The organism is Shewanella scandinavica (assembly GCF_031932065.1).
Taxonomy (GTDB): Bacteria; Pseudomonadota; Gammaproteobacteria; order Enterobacterales; family Shewanellaceae; genus Shewanella; species Shewanella baltica.
Window position 1 is genome coordinate 26,516 of the sequence record NZ_JAUOES010000021.1, and the last position, 22,277, is coordinate 48,792.

Sequence of the window (22,277 nt, forward strand, 5' to 3'; positions counted from 1 at the left end):
GCGTATTTATCCAAAAGCGTAAATAGGCTAAGGACGCATATCGACCAGAAAACAACCGCTAACACTCAGCTAAGTGGCACTTCGCTATGCAGCGTGCAGCTTATTTCGGCGCCACACATTGATTCTTCACTTGGGTTTTAGCACTGGCATAGAGTGGCTGCATCTGCCCTTGCAGTTGTTGCAACTGAGCGATGCGATTACTGTTCGATGGATGAGTCGATAATAATTCTGGCCCCTGACTGCCGCCCACCTTCGACATGTTCTGCCATAAGGTCACACTTTGCGCCGGATCGAAACCGGCTCTCGCCATCAGCTCTAAGCCCATCACATCGGCTTCGCTCTCTTGAGCGCGACCAAAGGGCAGAATCACCCCAACCTGAGCACCGAGTCCTAACGCCGACATATATAAGTCGCGATTCGACACGCCACTCGCCCCCAACGCCGCATCGGCTATTTGCATACCGACGCCCGTTAACTGTCCACGAGAAACCTGCTCGTTACCATGTTGCGCCAATACGTGCGCCACTTCGTGACCAAGCACAGTAGCAAGCTGATCAGGACCATTGGCGACCTTAAGTAAGCCGCTATACACACCAATATGGCCGCCCGGCAGTGCAAAGGCGTTAACTTGTTCAGAGTCAAACAAGACCACATCCCAGCGCTGGGTTTGATCCGGCAGCACTGCTGTTACCCGATTAGCGACACAATTCACGTATTGCGTCAGCTTTTTATCGCTACTCACCTTTTGCTGCTTTTTCATCTCTTCAAAAGAAGCATCACCCATCTGCTGCATCTGCGCCGCTGAAAAGAGCAAAGTCTGCCCCCGCCCTGTTGGCGATTGCGTGGTCGCGCAGGCCGATAATCCGAGCACGACCGCCAAACCCACTAAGCCTAAACGCATTGATTTCATGTGGCACTCCTTAAATCCCATGACGGGCGTGAAGATCCTTGAGCCAAACGGGCTCAACTAATAAAGAGATTTTACTGAGATAGGGTCGATAAGCCAAATAGAGAAACACTGGCGACGAGCGTTATCGATACCTTGCACCTAAAGGGAATTAATACTCTTCTTTTAACAAGGCGTAGAGATACTCATCGCCCCACGCGCCCTTAAAGAAGATGTTTTTCACATAATGGGCTTCGCGCCTAAAGTGGAGTTTTTCGAGTAAGCGACAGCTGGCAAGATTTTGTGCGTCTGTGATCGCAATAACGCGATGCTTATGTAATTCAATGAAGAGGTAATCCAGCAATGCGCTGACGGCCTCAAAAGCGACATGTTTACCTTGATGCTCAGGCGCAATCGTAAAACCGATTTCCACCTGCTGCTCATCAATAAAGTGCAACGCCAGATCGCCAACGAGCGCGGTCGGTGTTGCTCCCGACGCGGCAGTGACAATCGCAAGTTGAAACCACGTATCCGCCGCACCAAATTGTGCGTAATCCATATTGTCGAACAGCGCGACTGCATCGCTATAGCGGTAATCCGTCCAGCTTTGATATTTAGCGACCTTAGGGTCGGCTCGATAGGCGGTAAAAGCCTCAAGATCCGCTCGCTGGAATGGCCTAAGCACAAAGTGCTCGGTTGTTAAACCGTTATTCACCACTTTATGAAGTGCTTTGCTTAACGCCAATGTCGATGCCATAACTTAGCTCCCTTAATGTAAATAAGTCACTAAGTTACACCCAGAGCGAAAGCGTTAACAGCAGCCAATGCGCTTTATTCTGTTATCGGTTTAGTGATAGCTGCGCGCCGAGCTTGGACGCTATGGATAGCTTCAAGCTCAGCGCTTACCTTTAAACTCTTTGGCGCTATGCTTATTGATGCTACGGCGATTCGCCTGTTTATCCCGCGGTGGTCGCTTACGCTCAACCTTGCTCTCTGCGGTGCCATCACTGGTATTTTCACTCGGCTTATCCGTTACCGGAAAGTCAGCCAATAATGCCAGCGGTAACTCCCGCGCGGTTAAGCTGCGGATCGCCGTTAAGGTAGTCATTTCACCGTGGCACACGAGGGAAATCGCCAGCCCTTTTTCGCCAGCGCGGGCGGTGCGGCCAATGCGGTGCACGTACACAGGCGCACTCATGGGCAAATCCAAATTGATGACGACAGGCAAGGCATCAACATGAATGCCGCGCGCCATCAAATCTGTCGCCACTAATACTTGGATCCGATTGGCTTTAAAGTCGGCCAAGGTTTGGCTGCGAACGGTTTGCTCTTTTTCACCGTGCAGCGCGGCAACTTTCATCCCCGCTTTAGCGAGCCGTTTAGCGACGGCATCGGCATCATCGCGGGCGCTGATAAACACCAACACCTGCGGCCATTGATACTGTTTTAACAGCGCAATCAATGCCTGTGCTTTGCTGCCCTTGTTGACTAAATAGAGCTGCTCTTCGATTTCACCAGCCACTGAATTCACCTTGTGGGCTTCGACCCGCAGCGGCTCATTCGCCAGCAGCTTGCCCGCCAATGTATCCAAAGCCTCGGGCAGCGTGGCAGAAAATAACAAGGTTTGCTTAAGCTTGGGCATAAACGCCATCAGCTTTTGCACATCAGGCCAAAACCCCATTTCCAACAAGCGGTCAGCCTCATCCAGTACTAGATGTTTTATCGAATCGAGGCTGATGTGAGATTGTTTACATAAATCCAGTAAACGCCCTGGGGTTGCCACTAACACCTGCGGCTTGGCAGTGAGTTCGGCCAATTGGTCTTCCAATGCGACCCCGCCACACAGAAGCTGAATGTTCAACGAAGTCGATAACTGACTCGCCACTGTTTGCAGCGCCTCAGTCACTTGCAGCGCTAATTCCCGTGTAGGAACCAGCACTAACGCCAGCGCATTTGAGGGCGGCACAGACTTAGTGCCCTGCAACTGTGTTTGCTGTTGCAACAAAAGTTGTTGTAGAAGTGGCAAACCAAAAGCTAAGGTTTTCCCGCTACCGGTTTGTGCTAAGGCTAACAAATCCCGTCCCGCAAGAATGGCCGGAATCGCCAGTTGCTGCACCTTTGTCGGATGTTTAAGACTTGCAGGTAAAACCTCAAGTAACGCCGAATTTAAGCCAAGCTCAGCAAAAGTTAACGACTCAGGGGAAGAAGAAAGCTCAGGAAAGGTCATCACAACACCGGATCAAAACATGGGAGCGAAAGTTTACGCAGAGTCGAGTGGGATTACCAATATTGCTTGTATCAATCGAGATCAAAGTTAGCAGTCACTTTTGACTCACTCATTTCACTGATTCATTTATCTAGCTAAGATTTGCTCGTGCTAGCACTAAACTAATAATCGAGTTCGAAAACCCCGCACGGCATAATAAGAGTCTGCACCATTATGATAAGTAAACACTTTGCCATAACGTCGATCACAGAAAATCGCCCCGCCTTGAGCCCTAATATCTTTTGGCGTGTCTACCCAACTTGAGGTTTTAGTATCAAACTCGCCTAAGGTTTGTAACTCACGATATTGCGCCTCGGTCAGCATTTGTGCCCCCATTTGCACCGCCAGTTCCAGTGCACTGCCGACGGGTTTATTTTTCTTACGCGCCTCGAGCGCTGCTTTGTCATAACAAAGACTTCGCCGTTCCGCAGGGCTTTGCGCCGCGCAATCTACAAAAATAAATTTGCCCGTATTCGCATCAATCCCCACCACATCTGGCTCGCCGCCTGTGTGTTCCATCCAATGCAGCGCATTTTGGATTTGCGTATCACTTTGCAAAATACTGGCCTCAACCTCAGGCCACGAAATCCCTTGATGGTGCAACCTATTTGCCGCAAACCTTGACGCCAGCTTTACCAGCAAGTCGCTTAAGAGTAAATCATTCACCGTTATTTCCCCCATGACTTCCCTGCCCTTGGTTTGTTATCGAAAATCACCACTCAATGGACCATAAACCGTTTTAGCATAACCTAAGATAGTCAAAACATTGTAAAATGCACAGGCCTGATTTGTTCGGACTATGAGCAAGAATAAAGCAAGTTTTAATATAAAGTGCACCAATAACATTCTGTTTTGGATTGGCGCATTTTACCGCGCAGATTTAATGCCAGCTTATGGTAGAATCCCGCCCAATCAGCTTTATGAATGTGCAACACAACTCATTTGTTTAACTGAACGTAGTGGAACACTACCGTGATTAACTAAATGAGGAGAACAGATTATGAGTAAGTTAAATGCCGCAGAACGTAAAGCCCGCGATAACGCCCGTTTTTCACAACGCGTCGATGAACGCCGCACAAAAGGTGAAGACGTAGTCGCCTACGCACTAGGCAACAAGCTCGCGTTTAAGTTTCTGACTAAACCAGAGAGACACGAATTTAAACAAAGAGAAGCCGCACTTGAAGAAGAAGCAAAGCTTAAAAAGCAGCAAGCGTTTCAGCTTAAAACCGAGCAAGAGTTAGAAAAAGTCGAAGCCGCATTTACTGATACAGAAGAGTAACTTCTCGAAAGGGCCATTGATCATCATTGATGGCTCACGCATACCCCATTTCCAAACTTCGTTTTGATTTTCGAATCGAAATCAAAATCAACGTCGTGGGGCTTCACCCCCTGATTTTTTATTAGAGAATCGACCAAGGAGGACTGCTCGTCCTATCAAAAACGTCCATGTTAAATTGCCAGCTCGATATCCCTATCTCGCGCTCAAAACGGCCGTTGGCCTTCGCCCTTGGATGCTCCCTTGACGAACAAAGTTCATATCTAACTACCCGTTCGCCATTCTATTGTGGACTACTGATTCTGAACAATAATGTTCAATAACACGGATGTATCTCATATCTTTAAATCCATTCCTTTGCTACATTCGATTGTAAAGCGTTAAGTTGCTGTCTGATTATTTTTTAGGAGGAAGTGTGATCAGATTATTTCTGTTGTTCATTGCATTAAGTCAATTAGCAATATCCTCTGCCCATGGAAAAGAGCTGAAATTTGCTGTTGTGCCTAAATTTTATAGTGTTTTTTTTGATCAAAGCAAAACGGGCTGTATAGATGCTGCAGCACAAATTGAAGGCGTGGAATGTATATATCGAGGACCCGAAATAAGCAGTGTTAGATTGCAAGATCAGGTAATAAATCAACTGATTGATGAAGGTATCGATGGTATCGCGGTCGCGGTTACACAATCTAAATACCTCGTTGAAAATAGCCTAAAAAGAGCCAAAGAAGCCGGAATACCAATTGTTACCTATGACTCTGATTTTGATGCTTCTATCAAAGAAGAACCTAAGAATTTACGCCTAGCTTATATAGGCACTGACAATTTTGAACTGGGTAAGTCATTGGGTGAACAGTTAAAAAAGCTACGGCCAAATGGGGGAACGCTGATAATGCATTCTGGGCGGCCAGATTCTCCCAATCTGAATTTAAGACTTATGGGTGTACGCTCCGCCTTATCAGGGCAAAAATATGATACTCCGCCAGGGGAATTACTTAATGGCGACTTTGGCTGGACAGAAGTTAGAGAACCTTTTTTTAACTTTGACCAACTTAGTCAAGCCGTAAAACAAATGGAATCAGTAATGAAAGGTAAGCCTGTGAAGGCAGACTCTTTTATCGCAGTGGGTGGTTGGGCGCAAAATAATGATGCGCTCTATCGTGAAATGATTTCTCCATACCAAGAAAAAATTAACAACAAAGAAATCGTCATTATTATTACCGATACATCTCCAGAGCAGTTAACGATGCTGAAAGATGGTCTTGCTCATGTTAATGTGGGTCAAAATCCATATGAAATGGGAAGACAAGCAATTTTGACGCTTTATAAAATTGTCACAAAACAAAAGTATGAGAAAGTAATATACACACCTGTTACGTTTTGCACTCCTCAAAACGCTGACACCTGCGACAAACGTATCGGAATGTGACACCAAAATGATGGATTAGGCCAGTACACCTCTCAAAGGAGCCATTGATTATAATTGATGGCTCACGCATACCCCATTTCCAAACTTCGTTTGGATTTTTAAATCAAAATCTACATCAAAGTCGTGGGGCTTTACCCCACACCCGACCAAAAAGGGAAAAGCGCCTGTTCCGCTTTTGGAAATCCCTCGGCGAACAACGTCCATGTCTAACTGCCAGTTCGCCATCCCTGGCTCTCGTTCGAAACGCTGCTACGCAGCACTCACCCTAGCGAAGTTAGATGCATTAATTTACCTGTCTCATACTCCAATAAAAATCGCCTAACGGCTCAGATGGCACATCCATGTGCCACCGAGCCTGCGCCATCATCCATGATGTCGCCACGGCATTTTTATCTCCGTATTTCGACAACTTCGCAGGGGATAGGTATGCCCCTCTAATTTTGAACATTAATTGTAAGTGCTGAAAGCTCCCAATATTACCAGCAAAGCAAATATGATAATCACCCAGCAAGCTTTAGGCTTAAAATTGAACTAGACAATATCGAATAAGTGTTTAATCATCAAAAATAACTAGCACGACTCCCGCAATTTAGAGCTGATAAATGAGCGTGCATTTTATTCAAACAAGAAATACACAAGGACGCTCGTGGATATTCTAAATAATAGAGAAATTGCAGTGGTATTTTGGCTTATAGTAATTTCTATTTTCTTTTTGTCTTCCTCGAAAATGACGAAAATCAGAAATAGCGTCAAACGCATGTTAGCGGGTTTATTTTTTAGACAAATAATATCCGTCCTTTTCCTGATGGTTACTTACATGGTGATTATCATTTATTGGCTTTCAGAGTTGGATCTATGGAATATTGAACAGCTAAAAAATACTGTTTTTTGGTGTATTTCTGTTGGCTTAATGTCGTTATTTCAGCTTGATAAATTTAAAATGGATAAGAGCTTTTTTAAAAAATCCGTTATAGACAACTTTAAACTACTAGCAATTATTCAATTTATCATTGGTGTATATACTTTCTCTCTTTGGATCGAGATTCTGATCGTTCCTTTTTTAGCATTAATTATAACTATGCTAGCAATTGCTGAAGCCGAAAAAAAGTATTATCAATTAAAGGTTTTTCTTGAATATAGTCTATCATTATTCGGTGTAGCCTTAATCGTTTATACTTTGTACATGCTAATTACCAATTTTGGTGAGTTTGGGAAAGAAAAAACTTTATATGACTTCTTTGTCCCCCCATTACTGACTCTTTGTTATTTACCATTTGTTTTCTTCATGTTGGTTTATACAACATATCAGCAGGTTTTCATTACTCTTAAATTTGCAACTAAAAATAGATTTCATAGATATGCAGCTACATTCTATGCTCTGATATTATTTAACTTTCGTATCAGTTTGTTAGAGCGATGGGTAAATGAAGTCAACAGAGCAACGATAAAATCACATTCTGATCTTGTGGACACATTTAGGCATATATTTGAAATAAGGTCTTCTGAGAAAAATCCAAAGGAAGTACCAAAAGAGCATGGTTGGAGCCCTTATAAAGCCAATGACTTTCTCGTAAAGGAAGGATTAAGTACTGGATTCTACAATAGACTTTTCGAAGATGAATGGTATGCATTATCTCCAATGCAAGAATTTAGCGATGGTATTATCCCGAATAATATCGCTTATTATGTTGAAGGTACTGAAGGAGTAGCAAAGGTACTAAAGCTTAAAGTTAACGTAAATGATGCAACAAGAACTCGTCAGGCATGTGAAAAATTAGAAACTATGGCAGAGGCTTTAAGTCTCTCTAGCTTAAATCTACCGTTATCTGAAGATATGATAAGTGCTATTTCAGGTTGTAATTCATATTCGGAGAAAATAGATGATAAAACAATCACATTGATTGTGGAACGCTGGTCAAATCATAAATTTAATGGGTTTGATCTCAAATTCCTGATATCAAGTATTGAAAAATCGGACAGACATAACTTTAATTCCTAAACAATTTACCGATAACTCTAAAACCTAAGGAATACATCATCCACTCGGAGTTGCCGCAGGGCAAATGAAAATCGACGATTTTACGGACTATCAGATATACGCAGGACTTAACAAGAGTTAAGCACGTGACCGTTGGCGGCATGGATGCCGTCGTCGAGCCCTCAGTGATGAGTTCATGGCGAGTCACTGGAGTGATAGTGCTTAATCAGTTACTGCGCACTACTCTCTCAAAATCTGAGCATTCAATCGAATATAAAAAAGCCCTGCAAGGTTAACCATTGCAGGGCTTTATTCATCTAGTGCGCAGCTAACCGCTGCGCCACTAGACCAAGTTAGCTATTCAGATCTTGAAAGAACTTCTTCACGCCATCGAAAAAGCCCTCAGCCTTTGGGCTGTGTTTTTTCGACTCACCGGTTAAGGTGGCTTCAAATTCGCGTAACAGTTCTTTTTGACGATCGTTTAAGTTAACTGGGGTTTCCATAACCACTTTGCAGAGCAAGTCGCCTACCGCATGGCTGCGAACCGACTTGACGCCTTTGCCACGTAAACGGAACATACGGCCCGTTTGCGTTTCGGCTGGGATCTTCAGGCTGACTTTACCATCCAGTGTTGGCACTTCAATCTCACCGCCTAGGGCCGCTTTACTGAAGGATATCGGCACTTCGCAGTAAAGGTTGTTGCCATCACGGACGAAAATCGCATGCTCACGCACACTGACCTGAACGTATAAATCCCCTGCTGGCGCGCCAAACTCACCCGCTTCGCCTTCGCCCGCTAAACGGATACGGTCGCCCGTATCGACGCCAGCTGGGATCTTAACCGATAAGGTCTTGCTCTTTTCAACACGGCCATCGCCATGACACTTAGAGCAAGGATCTTTGATGATCTTGCCGCGGCCATGACAGGTTGGACAAGGCTGTTGCACCGCAAAGAAACCTTGGCGCATTTGCACTTGGCCTTGACCATGACAGGTACCACAAGTGGTTGCAGAGGTGCCTTTTTTCGCGCCGCTGCCTTCACACAGATCGCAAGTCGCCAGTGTTGGAATCCGCAGTTCTTTGGTTAAGCCTTTAACGGCTTCTTCCAGTGATAACTCTAGGTTATAACGTAAATCTGAGCCGCGGGCCGCTTGGCGTTGACCGCCACGACGTCCACCGCCGAAAATATCGCCAAAGACATCACCGAAAATATCGCCGAAATCGCCTTGACCACCACCGTAACCACCGCCACCGCGATTAGGATCCACACCCGCATGACCAAATTGGTCGTAGGCCGCTTTTTTGTCGGCGTCGGTTAGGATCTCATAGGCTTCTTTAATTTCTTTAAAGTTAGCTTCTGCGGTTTTGTCGCCTGGGTTGCGATCTGGGTGAAATTTCATGGCCAGACGTTTGTAGGCCTTTTTAATTTCACGTTCGCTAGTGTCACGACTGACACCTAATACTTCGTAATAATCTCGCTTTGACATAATCTCATGCTTCTCAGCTGGTGTTGAACAAACGGGCGTTAGGGTTGCCCCGTAACGCCCGCCTAGAAATTAACGCTTTGAAATCAATCTATTGGATTGAAAACAAGTCATTATTTCTTGTCGTCTTTCACTTCTTCGAATTCAGCATCGACAACGTCATCGGCAGCAGCGTTAGCCTGTTTGCCCGCGTCGGCATTGTCGCCGCCTTGAGCTTGAGACTTAGCTTGAGCGATTTCCATCAGCTTAGCAGATGCTTCGATCAGTTCTTGAGTTGCCTTTTCAATGGCTTCTTTGTCATTGCCTTTGATAGCAGTGTCAACAGCATCCATCGCAGCTTGGATTTTCTCTTTATCTTCGCTTGGCAGTGCATCGCCCGCTTCTTCAACTTGTTTCTTAGTTGCGTGAACTAAGCCGTCAGCTTGGTTGCGTGATTGCACTAACTCTTCAAACTTCTTGTCTTCATCTGCGTGAGCTTCGGCATCACGTACCATTTGCGCCACTTCTTCTTCGCTTAAGCCAGAAGATGCTTTGATGGTGATGTTTTGTTTCTTGCCGGTTTTCTTGTCTGTAGCAGACACATGCAGAATACCGTCGGCATCGATGTCGAACATCACTTCAATTTGTGGCTGGCCACGTTGTGCTGGCTCAATACCGTCTAAGTTGAACTGACCTAATGACTTGTTCGCGCTCGCTTGCTTACGCTCACCTTGCAGTACGTGAATGGTCACTGCACTTTGGTTGTCATCGGCTGTTGAGAACACTTGCTGCGCCTTAGTAGGAATAGTAGTGTTCTTCTCAATCAACTTAGTCATCACGCTGCCCATGGTTTCGATACCAAGAGACAGTGGTGTTACGTCTAACAGTAATACGTCTTTCACGTCGCCTGACAGAACGCCCGCTTGAATTGCAGCACCTACGGCTACCGCTTCGTCTGGGTTCACGTCTTTACGAGGTTCTTTGCCGAAGAAGTTTGTCACTGCTTCTTGAACCTTAGGCATACGTGTTTGACCACCCACTAGAATCACTTCGTTGATGTCTGTTACAGATAAATCTGCATCAGCCAGGGCAACTTTCAGTGGCTCTAATGTACGGAGAATCAAGTCTTCAACCAGTGATTCCAATTTAGCACGAGTGATTTTAATCACTAAATGCTTAGGACCTGTTGCGTCTGCCGTGATGTATGGCAGGTTCACTTCAGTGTGGTTGGTGCTTGAAAGTTCAATTTTCGCTTTTTCAGCTGCTTCTTTCAGACGTTGCATTGCTAATGGATCTTTACGCAGATCTAAGCCTTGCTCTTTCTTGAATTCGTCAGCTAAGTAGTTGATCAAACGGTTGTCAAAGTCTTCACCACCTAAGTGGGTGTCACCGTTGGTTGCCAACACTTCAAATGTTTGGTCGCCATCGTTGCTGTCGATTTCGATGATAGAGATATCGAATGTACCACCACCTAAATCGTATACCGCAACAATGTTGTCGCCTTGTTTCTTATCAATACCGTAGGCTAATGCTGCTGCCGTTGGTTCGTTGATAATACGTTTAACATCAAGACCTGCGATACGACCCGCATCTTTAGTCGCTTGACGTTGTGAATCGTTAAAGTAAGCAGGAACAGTAATAACCGCTTCTGTTACTTCTTCACCTAAAAAGTCTTCTGCGGTTTTCTTCATCTTTTTCAAGATTTCTGCAGAAACTTGTGGTGGAGCCATCTTGTTGCCACGCGATTCAACCCATGCGTCACCGTTGTCGGCTGCAATGATTTTGAATGGCATGATGTTCACGTCACGTTGGACTTCGTCATCTTTAAAGCGACGACCGATCAAACGCTTAATCGCGAAGAATGTGTTAGTCGGGTTAGTCACAGCTTGACGTTTTGCTGGCGAACCGACAATGGTCTCATCATCTGTATAAGCGATGATTGACGGGGTTGTGCGATCGCCTTCAGCGTTTTCTAACACACGTGCTTTGCCACCATCGAGGACAGCTACACAAGAGTTTGTTGTGCCTAAGTCGATACCAATAATTTTACCCATGAGGTCCTCCGAAAAATTTCATTCAATCTAAATTTGTTTAGTTGGTTTTGATATGGGGCTAGATGGTTGAAATATCAAGTCCATCGTTGGCCACCTTCTCTGCCTTGATACCTATATTGGGACAGGGAATTTAATTACAAGGGCGAACAAAAAAATTTTCTGATTTATCTTTCTCGCATCTACAGTGGGATAAAATATCCAATCACATAAAATAGTCTTGCTTATCAACCAAAGCTGTTATTCAATCTGCCCACATTTGGCGGATGTTTATCCTAGTAAGGTAGCAGAGTGAAGTCTTCGAATTTAGCGTACGTGTATGGCATGGCGGCGGTCTTCCTCTGGTCTACAGTGGCCACGGCCTTTAAGATTGCCTTGAGTTACTACACGCCACTGCAACTGGTGTCTGTTGCCGTGCTCACGTCGATTATTGCCCTTGGCGGTATCCTTGCTTGGCAAAAAAAGCTTTCCTTACTCAAGCAACAGTTTTTACGCCGCCCTGCATTTTATCTAGTCACAGGGCTCATCAATCCCTTCCTCTACTATGTGGTGCTATTTAAGGCGTATTCCCTACTACCAGCGCAGCAAGCTTTGTCACTCAATTACACTTGGGCGGTATTACTGCCGTTACTGGCTGCGCCTTTGTTAAAGCAACATTTGCGTAAGAGCGACATTGCTGCGGCGCTGATTGCCTACACTGGGGTATTTATCATTGCCACCGGCGGCGATATCAGCGGCTTTAGTTTTGATAGCCCACTCGGGATCGGACTGGCCCTCACCAGCACCTTACTCTGGTGCCTATATTGGATCGTCAACACTAAAGATCAAGGCGATCCCGTGGTGAGTTTATTATTGAGTTTTCTTATCGGCTTACCTTTTATCGCCGTCACTTTAGTGCTGACAGATACCCTACCCAGCTTTAGTCTTAAGGCGGTATTTGCTGGTGTGTATGTGGGCTTGTTTGAGATGGGCATTACCTTCGTGCTTTGGTTAATGGCGCTGAAAACCGCCACTCGCACCGCGAACATCAGCACTATGGTGTTTTTATCCCCAGTAATGTCGATTGGGTTTATCGCGTGGATTTTGCAGGAAACGATTGCGATGGCCACCTATCTCGGCCTAGCCTTTATTTTATCAGGGATGATGTTGCAGCAACTTTGGCCCCGTTTTACCGAGCGCAAAAGCAAAGTAGGCCCAAAGCCAAAGCTCGCTAAATGATGGCTGAGTCATCACTGAATCGTCGCCTGAAACAAACTTGGCTCACCGCAATAAGCCAATTAAAGAGCGTAAAAACCGAAGTGGCTAACGTTTTACCTCAAGATTAAGCGTTAATATCGCCCATTTTGTGAAGGAGTATAGAATGACCCCGGCCGTTCGATTGGCGAAAAAAGCCAGCATTGCATTTGATATCTTAGAGTACAGCCACGATCCACACTGCGCCGCCTACGGCGAAGAAGCCGCTAACACCTTAGGGCTCGACCCCGCGCAAGTATTTAAAACCCTTTTAGTCGCCATCGACAAAGCTCATGCGCCGATTGCCGTCGCGCTCGTGCCCGTCGATCATCAGCTTAATCTAAAAGCCGTAGCTAAATGCTTAAAACAAAAGAAACTGCAAATGGCCGATGCTGACCTAGCACAAAAATCCTCAGGCTATCTGGTAGGCGGAATTAGTCCGCTAGCGCAGAAAAAACAGTTGCCAACCTTGATTGATGCCAGCGCTCAAGGCTTCGACAGGATTTATGTCAGCGCGGGCAGACGCGGTTTAGAGATAAGCTTAGCGGCCACAGACTTAGCCCAGCTTTGCAAAGGTGAATTTGCCGATATTAAGACGCTTTAAGCTAAACAGGCCACATTAAGCACAAGTTATTCGACGTTAAGTAAGTCACTCCACTTTATGCAACATGCGCTCATGTTGAATAAATGGTAAACAAGACTCCAACGACAGCAGCGTACTGAGCATACAATAGAAAGCGTTTGATAAAGCCGAGATATCCGTCTATAAATTGTACTGAGGTACAAATCGACTAAGGATAGTCAGATGGAAAAATCAACCCAATGGGCCCCAGAAAATAGCATCAGCCCAATCAGCTGGTGCGCTATGCTACTCTGCATCGCCTTATTTATTTATGAGCATTTCTGGGGAAACAGTTTTACCACTATGGTGGTCATGCTCTATTGCAGTTTTATGCTGCCCTCGGTATTACTCACCCGCAGAGTGCAGGAAAAGTACTTTATTTATACCTTGGAATACATCAAAGCCTTTCGTAAGTTCACTACCGTCATGTCGACGCTATTCTTCTGTATTTGGTTACTTGCCACCTATACGCCGTTTCTCCATTGAAGCACTGCCATCAATAAACTCTGCAAATTGGCACTTACAATCAAACTATACAATCAAACTATGCAAACAAAAAAGCCGTCAACGTAATGCGTTAACGGCTTTAATTTTATGGTTTTTAACCACTAAACACGGCTTGTGTAATCCCCCCAAGCTAGCCACTTATACGTGGTTAATGCCTCAAGCCCCATTGGGCCGCGAGCATGGAGTTTTTGCGTGCTCACAGCAACTTCGGCACCAAGGCCAAACTGGCCGCCATCGGTAAAGCGTGTGCTGGCATTGACATACACAGCCGCTGAGTTCACTTCGTTCATAAAGTGCGCCGCTGCGTGAATGTCATCGGTCAAAATCGCTTCCGAATGGCCGCTAGAATATTGGCGAATATGACTAACGGCGACATCGATATCGCTCACCACTTTAATGCCTAAGGTTAACGACAACCATTCGATGCCAAAATCCTCAGCCTTGGCGAGCGTCACATCAAACCCTAAACCATCAAGCAGACTAAAGCTTGTGTCACAGACTGAAAAACGCACGCCTAAACGATGCAGATACTCGGCAATTTGCGGCACAAATGTACTCGCCACGCGCTCATCCACCAGCAAGGTATCAAGCGCATTACACACAGTTGGACGCTGCACTTTGGCGTTAGCGATCACTTCGAGAGCCCGTTCAAGATTGGCATTTTTATCGACATATAAATGGCAAATACCTATGCCGCCTAAAATCACCGGAATGGTCGCCTGCTCAGCACATAAGCGCTGCAGTGCTTGACCGCCACGGGGCACTATCATGTCGACATATTGATCGAGCTTAAGTAAACCTGTCACTAAAGCTCTGTCTGAAGAATCAATAAATTGCACCGCATCTATCGGTAAACCTTGGGCGACAATCGCGCCGCGGATCACGTCACTAATAAGCTTATTCGATGCTAGGGTTTCTTTACCGCCACGGAGGATCACCGCATTACCGGTTTTAAGGGCAAGTACCGCGATATCAACAGTGACATTAGGCCGAGCCTCATAGATAACACCGATCACCCCAAGTGGTACTCTGCGGCGAGTCAGCCTTAAACCGTTATCTAATAACTTGCTGCCAAATTCTTCACCTACCGGATCGGCAAGACGGATCACATCGCTAATATCACCGATAATGCCCGCCAGACGCGCATCATCGAGCAACAGTCTGTCGATCATCGCATCCGTTAATCCATCGGCTCTAGCAGCGGCCACATCTTTAGCATTCGCGGCTAAAATAGCGGCTGTATTTTCCGTCAGCGCATCGGCGATGGCTTCGAGTAAGTCAGCCTTTTGGCTAGCGGTTAAATTGGCTAAGGCGTAACTTGCCTGTTTGGCATTATTACCAAGTTGCTGTAAATACTGTTCTTGATTAATTTGACTCAAAACAGACCTCGCTTATAAGACAACCATGTCGTTGCGGTGCACGATTGCGTCACCATAATCGTAACCGAGTAAAGACTCGATCTCATCGGAATGCTTGCCCGCGATCAAACTGAGGGCTTGGCCGCAGTATCGTGTCATCCCTTTAGCAATCACTTTACCCTGTTGATCAACTAATTGCAGCGTTGCGCCGCGCTCAAACTGGCCTTTAACGCCGATGATACCTTTAGACAATAGGCTGCGGCCCTTGTCTGTCACGGCTTTGACCGCGCCCGCATCGAGCACTAAAGAACCTTGAGTCGCAGGTCCCGCTAAAATCCACTGTTTACGGCTTTCTAGCGGGTTTTCAATCGCACTAAAATGCGTGCCAACCGATTCCTTACTCACCACTTTTTTAATCACATCGGGGTGATGGCCAGAGGCGATAACCACTTCGATGCCCGCACGGCGAGCAATATCCGCCGCTTCCAATTTAGTCGACATTCCGCCCGTACCTAAACCAGAAACAGACCCGCCCGCCAACATACGTAGGCTGTCGTCAATCTTGACGACTTGGGAGATCAACTTAGCATTCGGGTTAGTGCGCGGATCGGCATCGAATAAGCCCTTTTGATCCGTCAATAAAATCAATAAATCGGCATCACACAGCAGTGCGGCACGGGCCGACAGATTGTCGTTATCACCGACTTTGATTTCATTAGTGGCAACGGCATCGTTTTCATTGATGATCGGCACAATATTATTGGCCAGCAAGGCATTAAGCGTGTCACGGGCGTTGAGGTAACGCTCCCTATCCTGCAAATCGGCGCGGGTCAGCAGCAATTGGCCGACATGCAGCCCATAAATACTAAAGAGTTGTGACCAAGCGAGGATCAACTGACTTTGCCCGACAGCGGCTAACAATTGCTTATTGGCCATAGTGTCGGGCAGTATCGGGTATTGGAGATGTTCACGCCCGGCGGCAATTGCGCCAGAAGTGCATAATACGACTTCGACCCCTGACTTCATCAGTGCGGCCATTTGACGAGCAAGCTCAACCATGTGGGCTTTATCTAGCTGTTTACTGCCAGAGGTCAGCACACTCGTCCCTAACTTCACTACTACGCGGCGATACGCAATCTCACTTAAGTTCATTATTCATTTGTAAAAAATAACCGAACAATCCTTATACCTAATCCGCTGGGTAATTGGTAGCAAGGAGTTATTAACTCCGAATAAATTTTCGATTTTGCTTAGAATAGCGCATTAAAAAGGGCCATCAGTTAGATGACCCTCAAAAAATATTGTCTATTGTAGACAATCTAGGTTGCGAGCTTGCACTGCTCGAGCCACTAATCGATAGGATTAGCCATAGATAAACTTAGCCACAAACAGCGCGGCCAAGACGACAATGCCCACATTGAGATCGCTAAAACGACCCGTGAGTAATTTGATTGCGGCGTATGAAATCATCCCAAAGGCGATGCCTGTCGCGATGGAAAACGTCAGCGGCATTAAAATACACACAACGACTACCGGTGCGGCTTCAGTCAAATCTTCCCATTCGACATGCACGAGTCCTGACATCATCAGAATCGCCACATAAAACAGTGTACCCGCCGTCGCATACGCTGGGATCATTCCCGCCAATGGCGACAGGAATAACGCAGCAATAAAGAGTAATCCCACGACAACTGCCGTCAAACCAGTACGACCACCCGCGCTCACACCCGCCGTACTTTCGATATAGCTTGTGGTCGTCGATGTACCAAAAGCCGCGCCCGCAATTGTCGCTAAACTGTCAGCAGTTAAGGCACGGTTTAATCGCGGTAAGCGGCCCTTCTCATCGAGGAAACCACCGCGCTGTGCAACCGCAACTAAGGTGCCAGAGGTATCGAAGAGATCGACAAATAAGAAGGCAAACACCACAGATAACATCGTCACTTCAAAGACTTGGGATAAATCCATCTTCAAAAATGTTGGCATGATCGACGGCGGCATAGACACAATGCCGTGATACTGCACATCGCCAAACACTAATCCCAGCCCTGTGATAATCAAGATACTTAGGATAACCGCCGACTTCATTCCACGTTGCACCATAGCAATGATCAGGAAAAAGCCTAACACAGCCATCACCGCCGGAAATGCGGTGATATCGCCCAAGGTCACTAAGGTTGCAGGGCTTGCCACCACAATACCGGCACTCTTAAGGCCAATCAGCGCAAGGAACAGACCAATACCAGCGGCAATACCAATACGCAGCGACATGGGAATGCTATTCACAATCCACTCTCGAATGCGCACTAAAGATAAGATTAAAAAGCAAATACCCGACAGGAATACCGCGCCAAGTGCAGTCTCCCAGCTGTAACCCATCTCACCCACAACTGTGTAGGTAAAAAAGGCGTTCAGCCCCATGCCAGGTGCAAGCGCAATAGGATAATTCGCCATCAAGCCCATAACTAAACAGCCGACAGCCGCAGCTAAACAAGTCGCCACGAATACAGCCCCATGGTCCATGCCCGCATCGGCTAACATCATTGGATTCACAAAAATGATGTAGGCCATCGTCATAAATGTTGTCAAACCGGCGACCGCTTCCTGCTTGAGGCTCGTTTGATTTTGTTTCAGTTTGAACAGTTTTTCTAACATGGAACAAGGTTCCTTTTTATTTTAAGTATGTAGGGTAGGTAGATGTAAACACTATGTAACGTGATGACATTTGCAGCCGATTATAGGGAGTTTAGGCTGGTCAGGCCAGAAAATTGGCAAGGGATAAACACAAGTAACCATAAATCATTCGGTAAACGGCCGAGTAATTTATTCTGAACGCAAATGATGGAAACCTCGCCATGACTGTGCGGTTCAATAAAATAATAAATATGCGGAGTCAGTTAGCGCTTAGCAACTTAGTTAAGCTTGTATTTATTAGTATTGGTAATGTTATCACCTGAGCAAACTACTTCATCAGATAGTGTTTACATAGCGCATGAAAGGAGCGCTTGGAATTTTTTAGGATCACCCAGTGCATACCAATAACCCCAGAGTGGCGCAGGCTCAACATACACTTCAACCTCTTCTCCAGTAATCTCAACGCCACATTTATTAAAGAAGCAATCCCTCACCTCTGAGGAGGCGATTAAGTGTGAGGGCTGGTAATAGGTGCTTTACCACTTCTGACACTATCAGTTTATGCTCATTACTATCAGGTAAAACAGTTACAGGCTTAAGCGAAAAAAAGGCAAAAAAAAGCCTGCTCAATGAGCAGGCAAAGACATATTTCAAGCGTCCCTTTCGGGGAAGTACATTACCGCGCTAGCGGGAAAAACCTGGCATACCCATGAAAAAACATCGATATGCTACTTGAGTCTAAACACGCCAAAAAAGGCGATACAAAGGTTGATGGATGATGGATGATGGAAACTAAACTTTAAGGAGGGTTAGGCCTTAAAGCTCATGGCGAATAAACCGCCACGCAAAACATCAGTGTTAAACCAAGTGTTCTGCCAATAAAAATGGTTGTTGCCTGTATAAGACATAGTCAATACTCCTAAATTAGTTGTGATTAAGTACTCTAGTGAAGCTTGGCTCGGTTCCCTGGAACTAGAGATTCTCATATCCGTTGAGACGACTTGTCACTCAGGTCCTTGGAGAAAAATATCCATCCTGGATAGACTAGAGAGGAAAGGCATAGCGCCTAATCCACGAAAGCAATTATATGGTTTTGTAGTTTTATTACAATCTTTATTTGTAATTTTTTTAATTAAGGCTTTTTAATGTAATTAAATTACACAACTATAGTAGGGTTAATGGCGATCTGTTTCACAGAAAAACAGAAATAATCCTGTAACCATCTAATAAATAAGGTATTACAGAATTATTTCTTTTTGTTACTAACGATTGATCAGATATTGATACAAGCCCACTAGCGGACTGGCCGTAGGTTTGCCGTAGAGCGGATCGCCTTCTGTCGCACTACCAGCGATATCTAAGTGCATATAAGCTAAGGGAATCGGGGCGGTTACACCATGGTCAAATAGCCCCGACGCTTTCAGTAAAAACGCCGCCGGATATTGATGTCCACGGGCGGTAATCGATGATGGGGCATTATTTGAAGATAACATTTCAGCAGCGCCCGACACATCGCGGATCTTCGCGAAGTCTTCAGGTCGCAATGTAGACACTTCAAAGGGTTCGCCCCATTGAGTCGCCTGCTGTTGTAAAGTGACAGCGCATTGCTGCGAACTCGCCACTGAGTTTTCCACCGCCGCAGGATAACTGCCATAACAGCGCACTACGTGACCCGTGAGTGTTGCTACCGAAAACATTTCAGGCTTCACCGCCGACACGGCTTTGATGCGTAAATGACTCAATAAATCCGCCAGCACTAAGCGCCCTTCGGCATCCGTATTACCAATCCGCACTCGTACACCCGCATGACTGGTGATGATTTCATCAGTCACGAAGGCTTCGCTGCCTATGCTATTACGCACTAAACCTAACTCGGCAATCACGCGAATGCCCTTAGGCTTGAGCATTGACAAGGTTTTGAATAGCCCCGCCACGGCAGAAGCGCCGCCTTTATCACGGCTCATGCCCGCCATAGAACCGCCGACTTTCAGATCGGCGCCGCCGGTATCGTAAATCACGCCCTTCCCCGCGAACAGGAAAGTGCGAGTCACTTCACCCTCTGGCAGATATTCTAATTTCACCACCCGAGGTTGATGACGACCGACGGCAAATGAGGAGCGCGCTACTGCACTGAGCAGCGGATAGTCACGCTCTAAAATATCTCTGTCTTCTACCACTGCGGTTTTGATCACGCTGCCCGCTAAGGATTGCAGACAATAGTCAGCAAAGGCTTTAGCCGACATGCGCTCAGGTTCTGTACCACATAAATCCCGCGCTAATACGCGGCCCGCTTCTAACGCATTGAGCAAATTGCTGTTATGGGTTGATGACGATAGTAACCCTATGGCCTCAAATGCAGGCGTTAAGCCCGTCGCTTCACGCAGCTCTAAGGTTTGCCACAGTTCTTGACCGCAGGCTAACGCCGCGACTTCAGAGGCAAAACTAAAACGCAAATCCTTCGATGGCACCACATATAACAACGGACGTTTGGCGCCCGCCTCTTTTGCAATGGCAATCGCCGCCCTTGCGGCATCGGCATATACACGCACATCTACATACTCGTCGTTCACTTGGGTGACAGGCGCGATGATCAAGCGACCTCCCGCCAGACCCGGGGCAAACAGTAATGTCGGGCTCTTACCTACGCGCTTATCCACGTGGGCACCGTGCTGAGCCAATAAACTGATCTCATCAAAACCTATGGTATCCAGATCTGGCGTTACCACCACAACTGCATCCCAACCTTCACCATCAAAAATGGCATTTTCTGCTTTTACATCAACGAAGTTAACTTGAAACATGACCCATCCTTTTTCATTATTGTGTCTGCATTATTCCCGCTCTATCGCCTAATTACCAATCTAAAAGTGGTATCGAGACCCTCTGAAAAATCCCAACTGGAAACTTTGGCTGCCAGCGTAACAAAAGCCTGTGATGCTGAGATTAATTGGCTGCGCAGAATGTGGTAGAATGGCCGCAAATTTGCCCTATACCCACAAGACCTTATGAGGGACACTCTAGTGACAGCGTTAAGTCAGTTATACCCGCAGCCATTATGGCAATGGTTTGAACAAATCTGCGCGATTCCCCACCCATCTAAGCATGAGCAAGCCTTAAGCCAGCACATTCAAGCATGGGCTAAAAGCAAACAACTTGCCGTCGTTGAGGATGCCGTTGGCAACTTGATCATCCGTAAACCTGCAACGCCCGGAATGGAAGATCGTAAAATCGTGGTCATTCAAGCCCATATCGATATGGTGCCGCAGAAGAATGCCGACAAAGTGCATGATTTTACTAAAGATCCTATCGAAGCCTATGTTGATGGCGATTGGGTTAAAGCCAAAGGCACGACCTTAGGTTCTGATAACGGTATCGGCATGGCATCGGCGCTGGCCATTTTGGGCTCAGATGATATCAAGCACGGTCCATTAGAAGTGCTACTGACGATCGATGAAGAAGCCGGCATGACGGGTGCTTTTGGTTTACAAGCGGGCATGTTAGATGCAGAGATCCTGATCAACACAGATTCTGAGCAAGAGGGTGAAATTTACATGGGCTGCGCCGGTGGCGTCGATGCTCAAATCACCCTGCCTATGGTGTGGCAAGCGTCTGAGCAAAGTTACTCGGCCTTTAGCCTGCATTTATCTGGCTTAAAAGGCGGCCACTCTGGGGTGAACATTCACTTAGGTCGCGGCAACGCCAACAAGTTACTGGCGCGTTTCCTATTTGAAAATGCCGATGATTTAGCGTTAGAGCTGACCCAATTTAGCGGCGGTTCATTGCGTAATGCGATCCCACGTGAAGCCAACATCAGCTTTATGTTGCCAGAAGAAAACGTCAGTGCCTTAAACGAAAAAGTCGCTGAGTTTGAAGCGCTTATCCGCACTGAACTCGCCATTGCCGATCCTGATATGCGTTTAGTGTTAAACACTATCCCAACGCCGAAACGTGTGATGAGCGAAAACAGCCAAAATACCCTGATCGATTTGCTGCATGTGTGCCCGAACGGCGTGATCCGCATGAGCGATGAAGTCGAAGGTGTGACTGAAACCTCACTCAACGTAGGCGTTATCAGCACTGACGATGAACAAGTCACTATCCTGTGCCTTGTTCGCTCACTGATTGATTCTGGTAGAACTCAAGTCGAAGGCATGTTAACTGCGTTAACTAACTTAGCCGGAGCCGATATCGATTTAAGCGGCGCTTACCCAGGTTGGAAGCCAGATAACAGCTCACCTGTTATGGCGATAGTACGCGAAACCTATCAGGACATTTACCACAAAGAGCCAGTGATCATGGTGATCCATGCGGGTCTTGAGTGTGGTTTATTCAAAAAGCCTTATCCAGATATGGATATGGTCTCGATTGGTCCCACGATTCGGTATCCACACGGACCAGATGAGATGGTGAACATCACCACAGTCGGCCAATACTGGACCTTATTATTAGCCGTACTCGAGCGTATTCCAGTTAAGGCGTAACGCCCTAGTCTAAAGTTAGCCTAGCTCACTCAATTGGCACTTAATTCAAGGCCACATCTGCTCAAGTCAGATGTGGCCTTATTTTTTATCGCGCCTTCT

The 22,277-nt window shown here is 46.3% G+C and carries 18 protein-coding genes; 8 read left to right on the forward strand and 10 right to left on the reverse strand.

Annotated elements, in window-relative coordinates; translation table 11 throughout:
* Positions 1 to 100 precede the first annotated feature (100 nt).
* The 4 genes from Q4Q50_RS16735 to Q4Q50_RS16750 all read right to left on the reverse strand — a co-directional run bounded on the left by Q4Q50_RS16735 (position 101) and on the right by Q4Q50_RS16750 (position 3,818).
* Positions 101 to 910, reverse strand: coding sequence for a M48 family metallopeptidase (locus tag Q4Q50_RS16735; RefSeq protein ID WP_012197572.1), 810 nt, complete (start codon positions 908 to 910; stop codon positions 101 to 103).
* Positions 911 to 1,058: 148 nt separating this feature from the next.
* Entirely contained in the window at positions 1,059 to 1,643 is a 585-nt protein-coding gene (locus Q4Q50_RS16740; RefSeq protein ID WP_311900319.1) for a GNAT family N-acetyltransferase, read from the reverse strand.
* Between the two features lie 138 nt (positions 1,644 to 1,781).
* The gene (locus Q4Q50_RS16745) at positions 1,782 to 3,113 is read right to left on the reverse strand and encodes a DEAD/DEAH box helicase (RefSeq protein ID WP_311900320.1); all 1,332 of its coding nucleotides are present in this window, start codon (positions 3,111 to 3,113) and stop codon (positions 1,782 to 1,784) included.
* A 156-nt stretch (positions 3,114 to 3,269) separates the two neighbouring features.
* A complete protein-coding gene (locus tag Q4Q50_RS16750; RefSeq protein WP_311900321.1) occupies positions 3,270 to 3,818 on the reverse strand; it encodes a DUF4256 domain-containing protein in 549 nt (182 codons plus the stop codon).
* 334 nt (positions 3,819 to 4,152) lie between these two features.
* On the opposite strand from Q4Q50_RS16750, the gene Q4Q50_RS16755 reads away from it, so the two are divergent.
* The 4 genes from Q4Q50_RS16755 (at position 4,153) to Q4Q50_RS16770 (ending at position 8,128) form a co-directional block, all read left to right on the forward strand.
* Positions 4,153 to 4,431, forward strand: a complete 279-nt coding sequence (locus Q4Q50_RS16755; protein ID WP_311900322.1) for a DNA polymerase III subunit epsilon — start codon at positions 4,153 to 4,155, stop codon at positions 4,429 to 4,431.
* A 412-nt stretch (positions 4,432 to 4,843) separates the two neighbouring features.
* Entirely contained in the window at positions 4,844 to 5,854 is a 1,011-nt protein-coding gene (locus tag Q4Q50_RS16760) for a sugar-binding protein (RefSeq protein ID WP_311900323.1), read from the forward strand.
* Positions 5,855 to 6,500: 646 nt separating this feature from the next.
* Complete coding sequence (locus tag Q4Q50_RS16765) at positions 6,501 to 7,853, forward strand: hypothetical protein (protein ID WP_311900324.1); 1,353 nt, start codon at positions 6,501 to 6,503, stop codon at positions 7,851 to 7,853.
* 125 nt (positions 7,854 to 7,978) lie between these two features.
* Positions 7,979 to 8,128 (forward strand): hypothetical protein, encoded by a 150-nt coding sequence (locus Q4Q50_RS16770; protein WP_311900325.1) that lies wholly within the window; start codon positions 7,979 to 7,981, stop codon positions 8,126 to 8,128.
* Positions 8,129 to 8,185: 57 nt separating this feature from the next.
* Here the strand turns inward: Q4Q50_RS16770 and dnaJ are convergent, their stop codons facing one another.
* Positions 8,186 to 9,319: a molecular chaperone DnaJ gene (dnaJ, locus tag Q4Q50_RS16775; protein WP_311900326.1), complete on the reverse strand. Its 1,134-nt coding sequence runs from the start codon at positions 9,317 to 9,319 to the stop codon at positions 8,186 to 8,188.
* 110 nt (positions 9,320 to 9,429) lie between these two features.
* Positions 9,430 to 11,349, reverse strand: a complete 1,920-nt coding sequence (gene dnaK / locus Q4Q50_RS16780; RefSeq protein WP_226060583.1) for a molecular chaperone DnaK — start codon at positions 11,347 to 11,349, stop codon at positions 9,430 to 9,432.
* A gap of 288 nt (positions 11,350 to 11,637) precedes the next feature.
* Here dnaK and Q4Q50_RS16785 point away from each other — a divergent pair, with 288 nt between their 5' ends.
* The 3 genes from Q4Q50_RS16785 to Q4Q50_RS16795 all read left to right on the forward strand — a co-directional run bounded on the left by Q4Q50_RS16785 (position 11,638) and on the right by Q4Q50_RS16795 (position 13,687).
* Positions 11,638 to 12,564 (forward strand): DMT family transporter, encoded by a 927-nt coding sequence (locus Q4Q50_RS16785; RefSeq protein ID WP_311900327.1) that lies wholly within the window; start codon positions 11,638 to 11,640, stop codon positions 12,562 to 12,564.
* Positions 12,565 to 12,706: 142 nt separating this feature from the next.
* Entirely contained in the window at positions 12,707 to 13,183 is a 477-nt protein-coding gene (ybaK, locus tag Q4Q50_RS16790; RefSeq protein WP_311900329.1) for a Cys-tRNA(Pro) deacylase, read from the forward strand.
* Between the two features lie 201 nt (positions 13,184 to 13,384).
* Entirely contained in the window at positions 13,385 to 13,687 is a 303-nt protein-coding gene (locus Q4Q50_RS16795; RefSeq protein ID WP_311900330.1) for a hypothetical protein, read from the forward strand.
* A 122-nt stretch (positions 13,688 to 13,809) separates the two neighbouring features.
* Here Q4Q50_RS16795 and Q4Q50_RS16800 read toward each other — a convergent pair whose 3' ends face one another.
* The 4 genes from Q4Q50_RS16800 to Q4Q50_RS16815 form a co-directional block, all read right to left on the reverse strand.
* Positions 13,810 to 15,087: a glutamate-5-semialdehyde dehydrogenase gene (locus Q4Q50_RS16800; protein WP_311900332.1), complete on the reverse strand. Its 1,278-nt coding sequence runs from the start codon at positions 15,085 to 15,087 to the stop codon at positions 13,810 to 13,812.
* Positions 15,088 to 15,099: 12 nt separating this feature from the next.
* Positions 15,100 to 16,218, reverse strand: coding sequence for a glutamate 5-kinase (gene proB / locus Q4Q50_RS16805; RefSeq protein ID WP_311889866.1), 1,119 nt, complete (start codon positions 16,216 to 16,218; stop codon positions 15,100 to 15,102).
* A gap of 210 nt (positions 16,219 to 16,428) precedes the next feature.
* Complete coding sequence (locus tag Q4Q50_RS16810) at positions 16,429 to 17,718, reverse strand: NCS2 family permease (protein ID WP_311900334.1); 1,290 nt, start codon at positions 17,716 to 17,718, stop codon at positions 16,429 to 16,431.
* Positions 17,719 to 18,959: 1,241 nt separating this feature from the next.
* Positions 18,960 to 20,498 carry a M17 family metallopeptidase gene (locus Q4Q50_RS16815; protein WP_259483403.1) on the reverse strand — a complete coding sequence of 513 codons (1,539 nt, stop codon included), beginning with the start codon at positions 20,496 to 20,498 and terminating at the stop codon, positions 18,960 to 18,962.
* A 219-nt stretch (positions 20,499 to 20,717) separates the two neighbouring features.
* On the opposite strand from Q4Q50_RS16815, the gene Q4Q50_RS16820 reads away from it, so the two are divergent.
* Entirely contained in the window at positions 20,718 to 22,178 is a 1,461-nt protein-coding gene (locus tag Q4Q50_RS16820) for an aminoacyl-histidine dipeptidase (protein WP_311900335.1), read from the forward strand.
* Positions 22,179 to 22,277 lie beyond the last annotated feature (99 nt).

Excerpts from the sequence above, each read along its gene's own strand:
- Q4Q50_RS16735 (WP_012197572.1), bottom strand. The coding sequence starts at position 910 with ATGAAATCAATGCGTTTAGGCTTAGTGGGTTTGGCGGTCGTGCTCGGA.
- Q4Q50_RS16740 (WP_311900319.1), bottom strand. The coding sequence starts at position 1,643 with ATGGCATCGACATTGGCGTTAAGCAAAGCACTTCATAAAGTGGTGAAT.
- Q4Q50_RS16745 (WP_311900320.1), bottom strand. The coding sequence starts at position 3,113 with ATGACCTTTCCTGAGCTTTCTTCTTCCCCTGAGTCGTTAACTTTTGCT.
- Q4Q50_RS16755 (WP_311900322.1), top strand. The coding sequence starts at position 4,153 with ATGAGTAAGTTAAATGCCGCAGAACGTAAAGCCCGCGATAACGCCCGT.
- dnaJ (WP_311900326.1), bottom strand. The coding sequence starts at position 9,319 with ATGTCAAAGCGAGATTATTACGAAGTATTAGGTGTCAGTCGTGACACT.
- dnaK (WP_226060583.1), bottom strand. The coding sequence starts at position 11,349 with ATGGGTAAAATTATTGGTATCGACTTAGGCACAACAAACTCTTGTGTA.
- ybaK (WP_311900329.1), top strand. The coding sequence starts at position 12,707 with ATGACCCCGGCCGTTCGATTGGCGAAAAAAGCCAGCATTGCATTTGAT.
- Q4Q50_RS16795 (WP_311900330.1), top strand. The coding sequence starts at position 13,385 with ATGGAAAAATCAACCCAATGGGCCCCAGAAAATAGCATCAGCCCAATC.
- proB (WP_311889866.1), bottom strand. The coding sequence starts at position 16,218 with ATGAACTTAAGTGAGATTGCGTATCGCCGCGTAGTAGTGAAGTTAGGG.
- Q4Q50_RS16810 (WP_311900334.1), bottom strand. The coding sequence starts at position 17,718 with ATGTTAGAAAAACTGTTCAAACTGAAACAAAATCAAACGAGCCTCAAG.
- Q4Q50_RS16815 (WP_259483403.1), bottom strand. The coding sequence starts at position 20,498 with ATGTTTCAAGTTAACTTCGTTGATGTAAAAGCAGAAAATGCCATTTTT.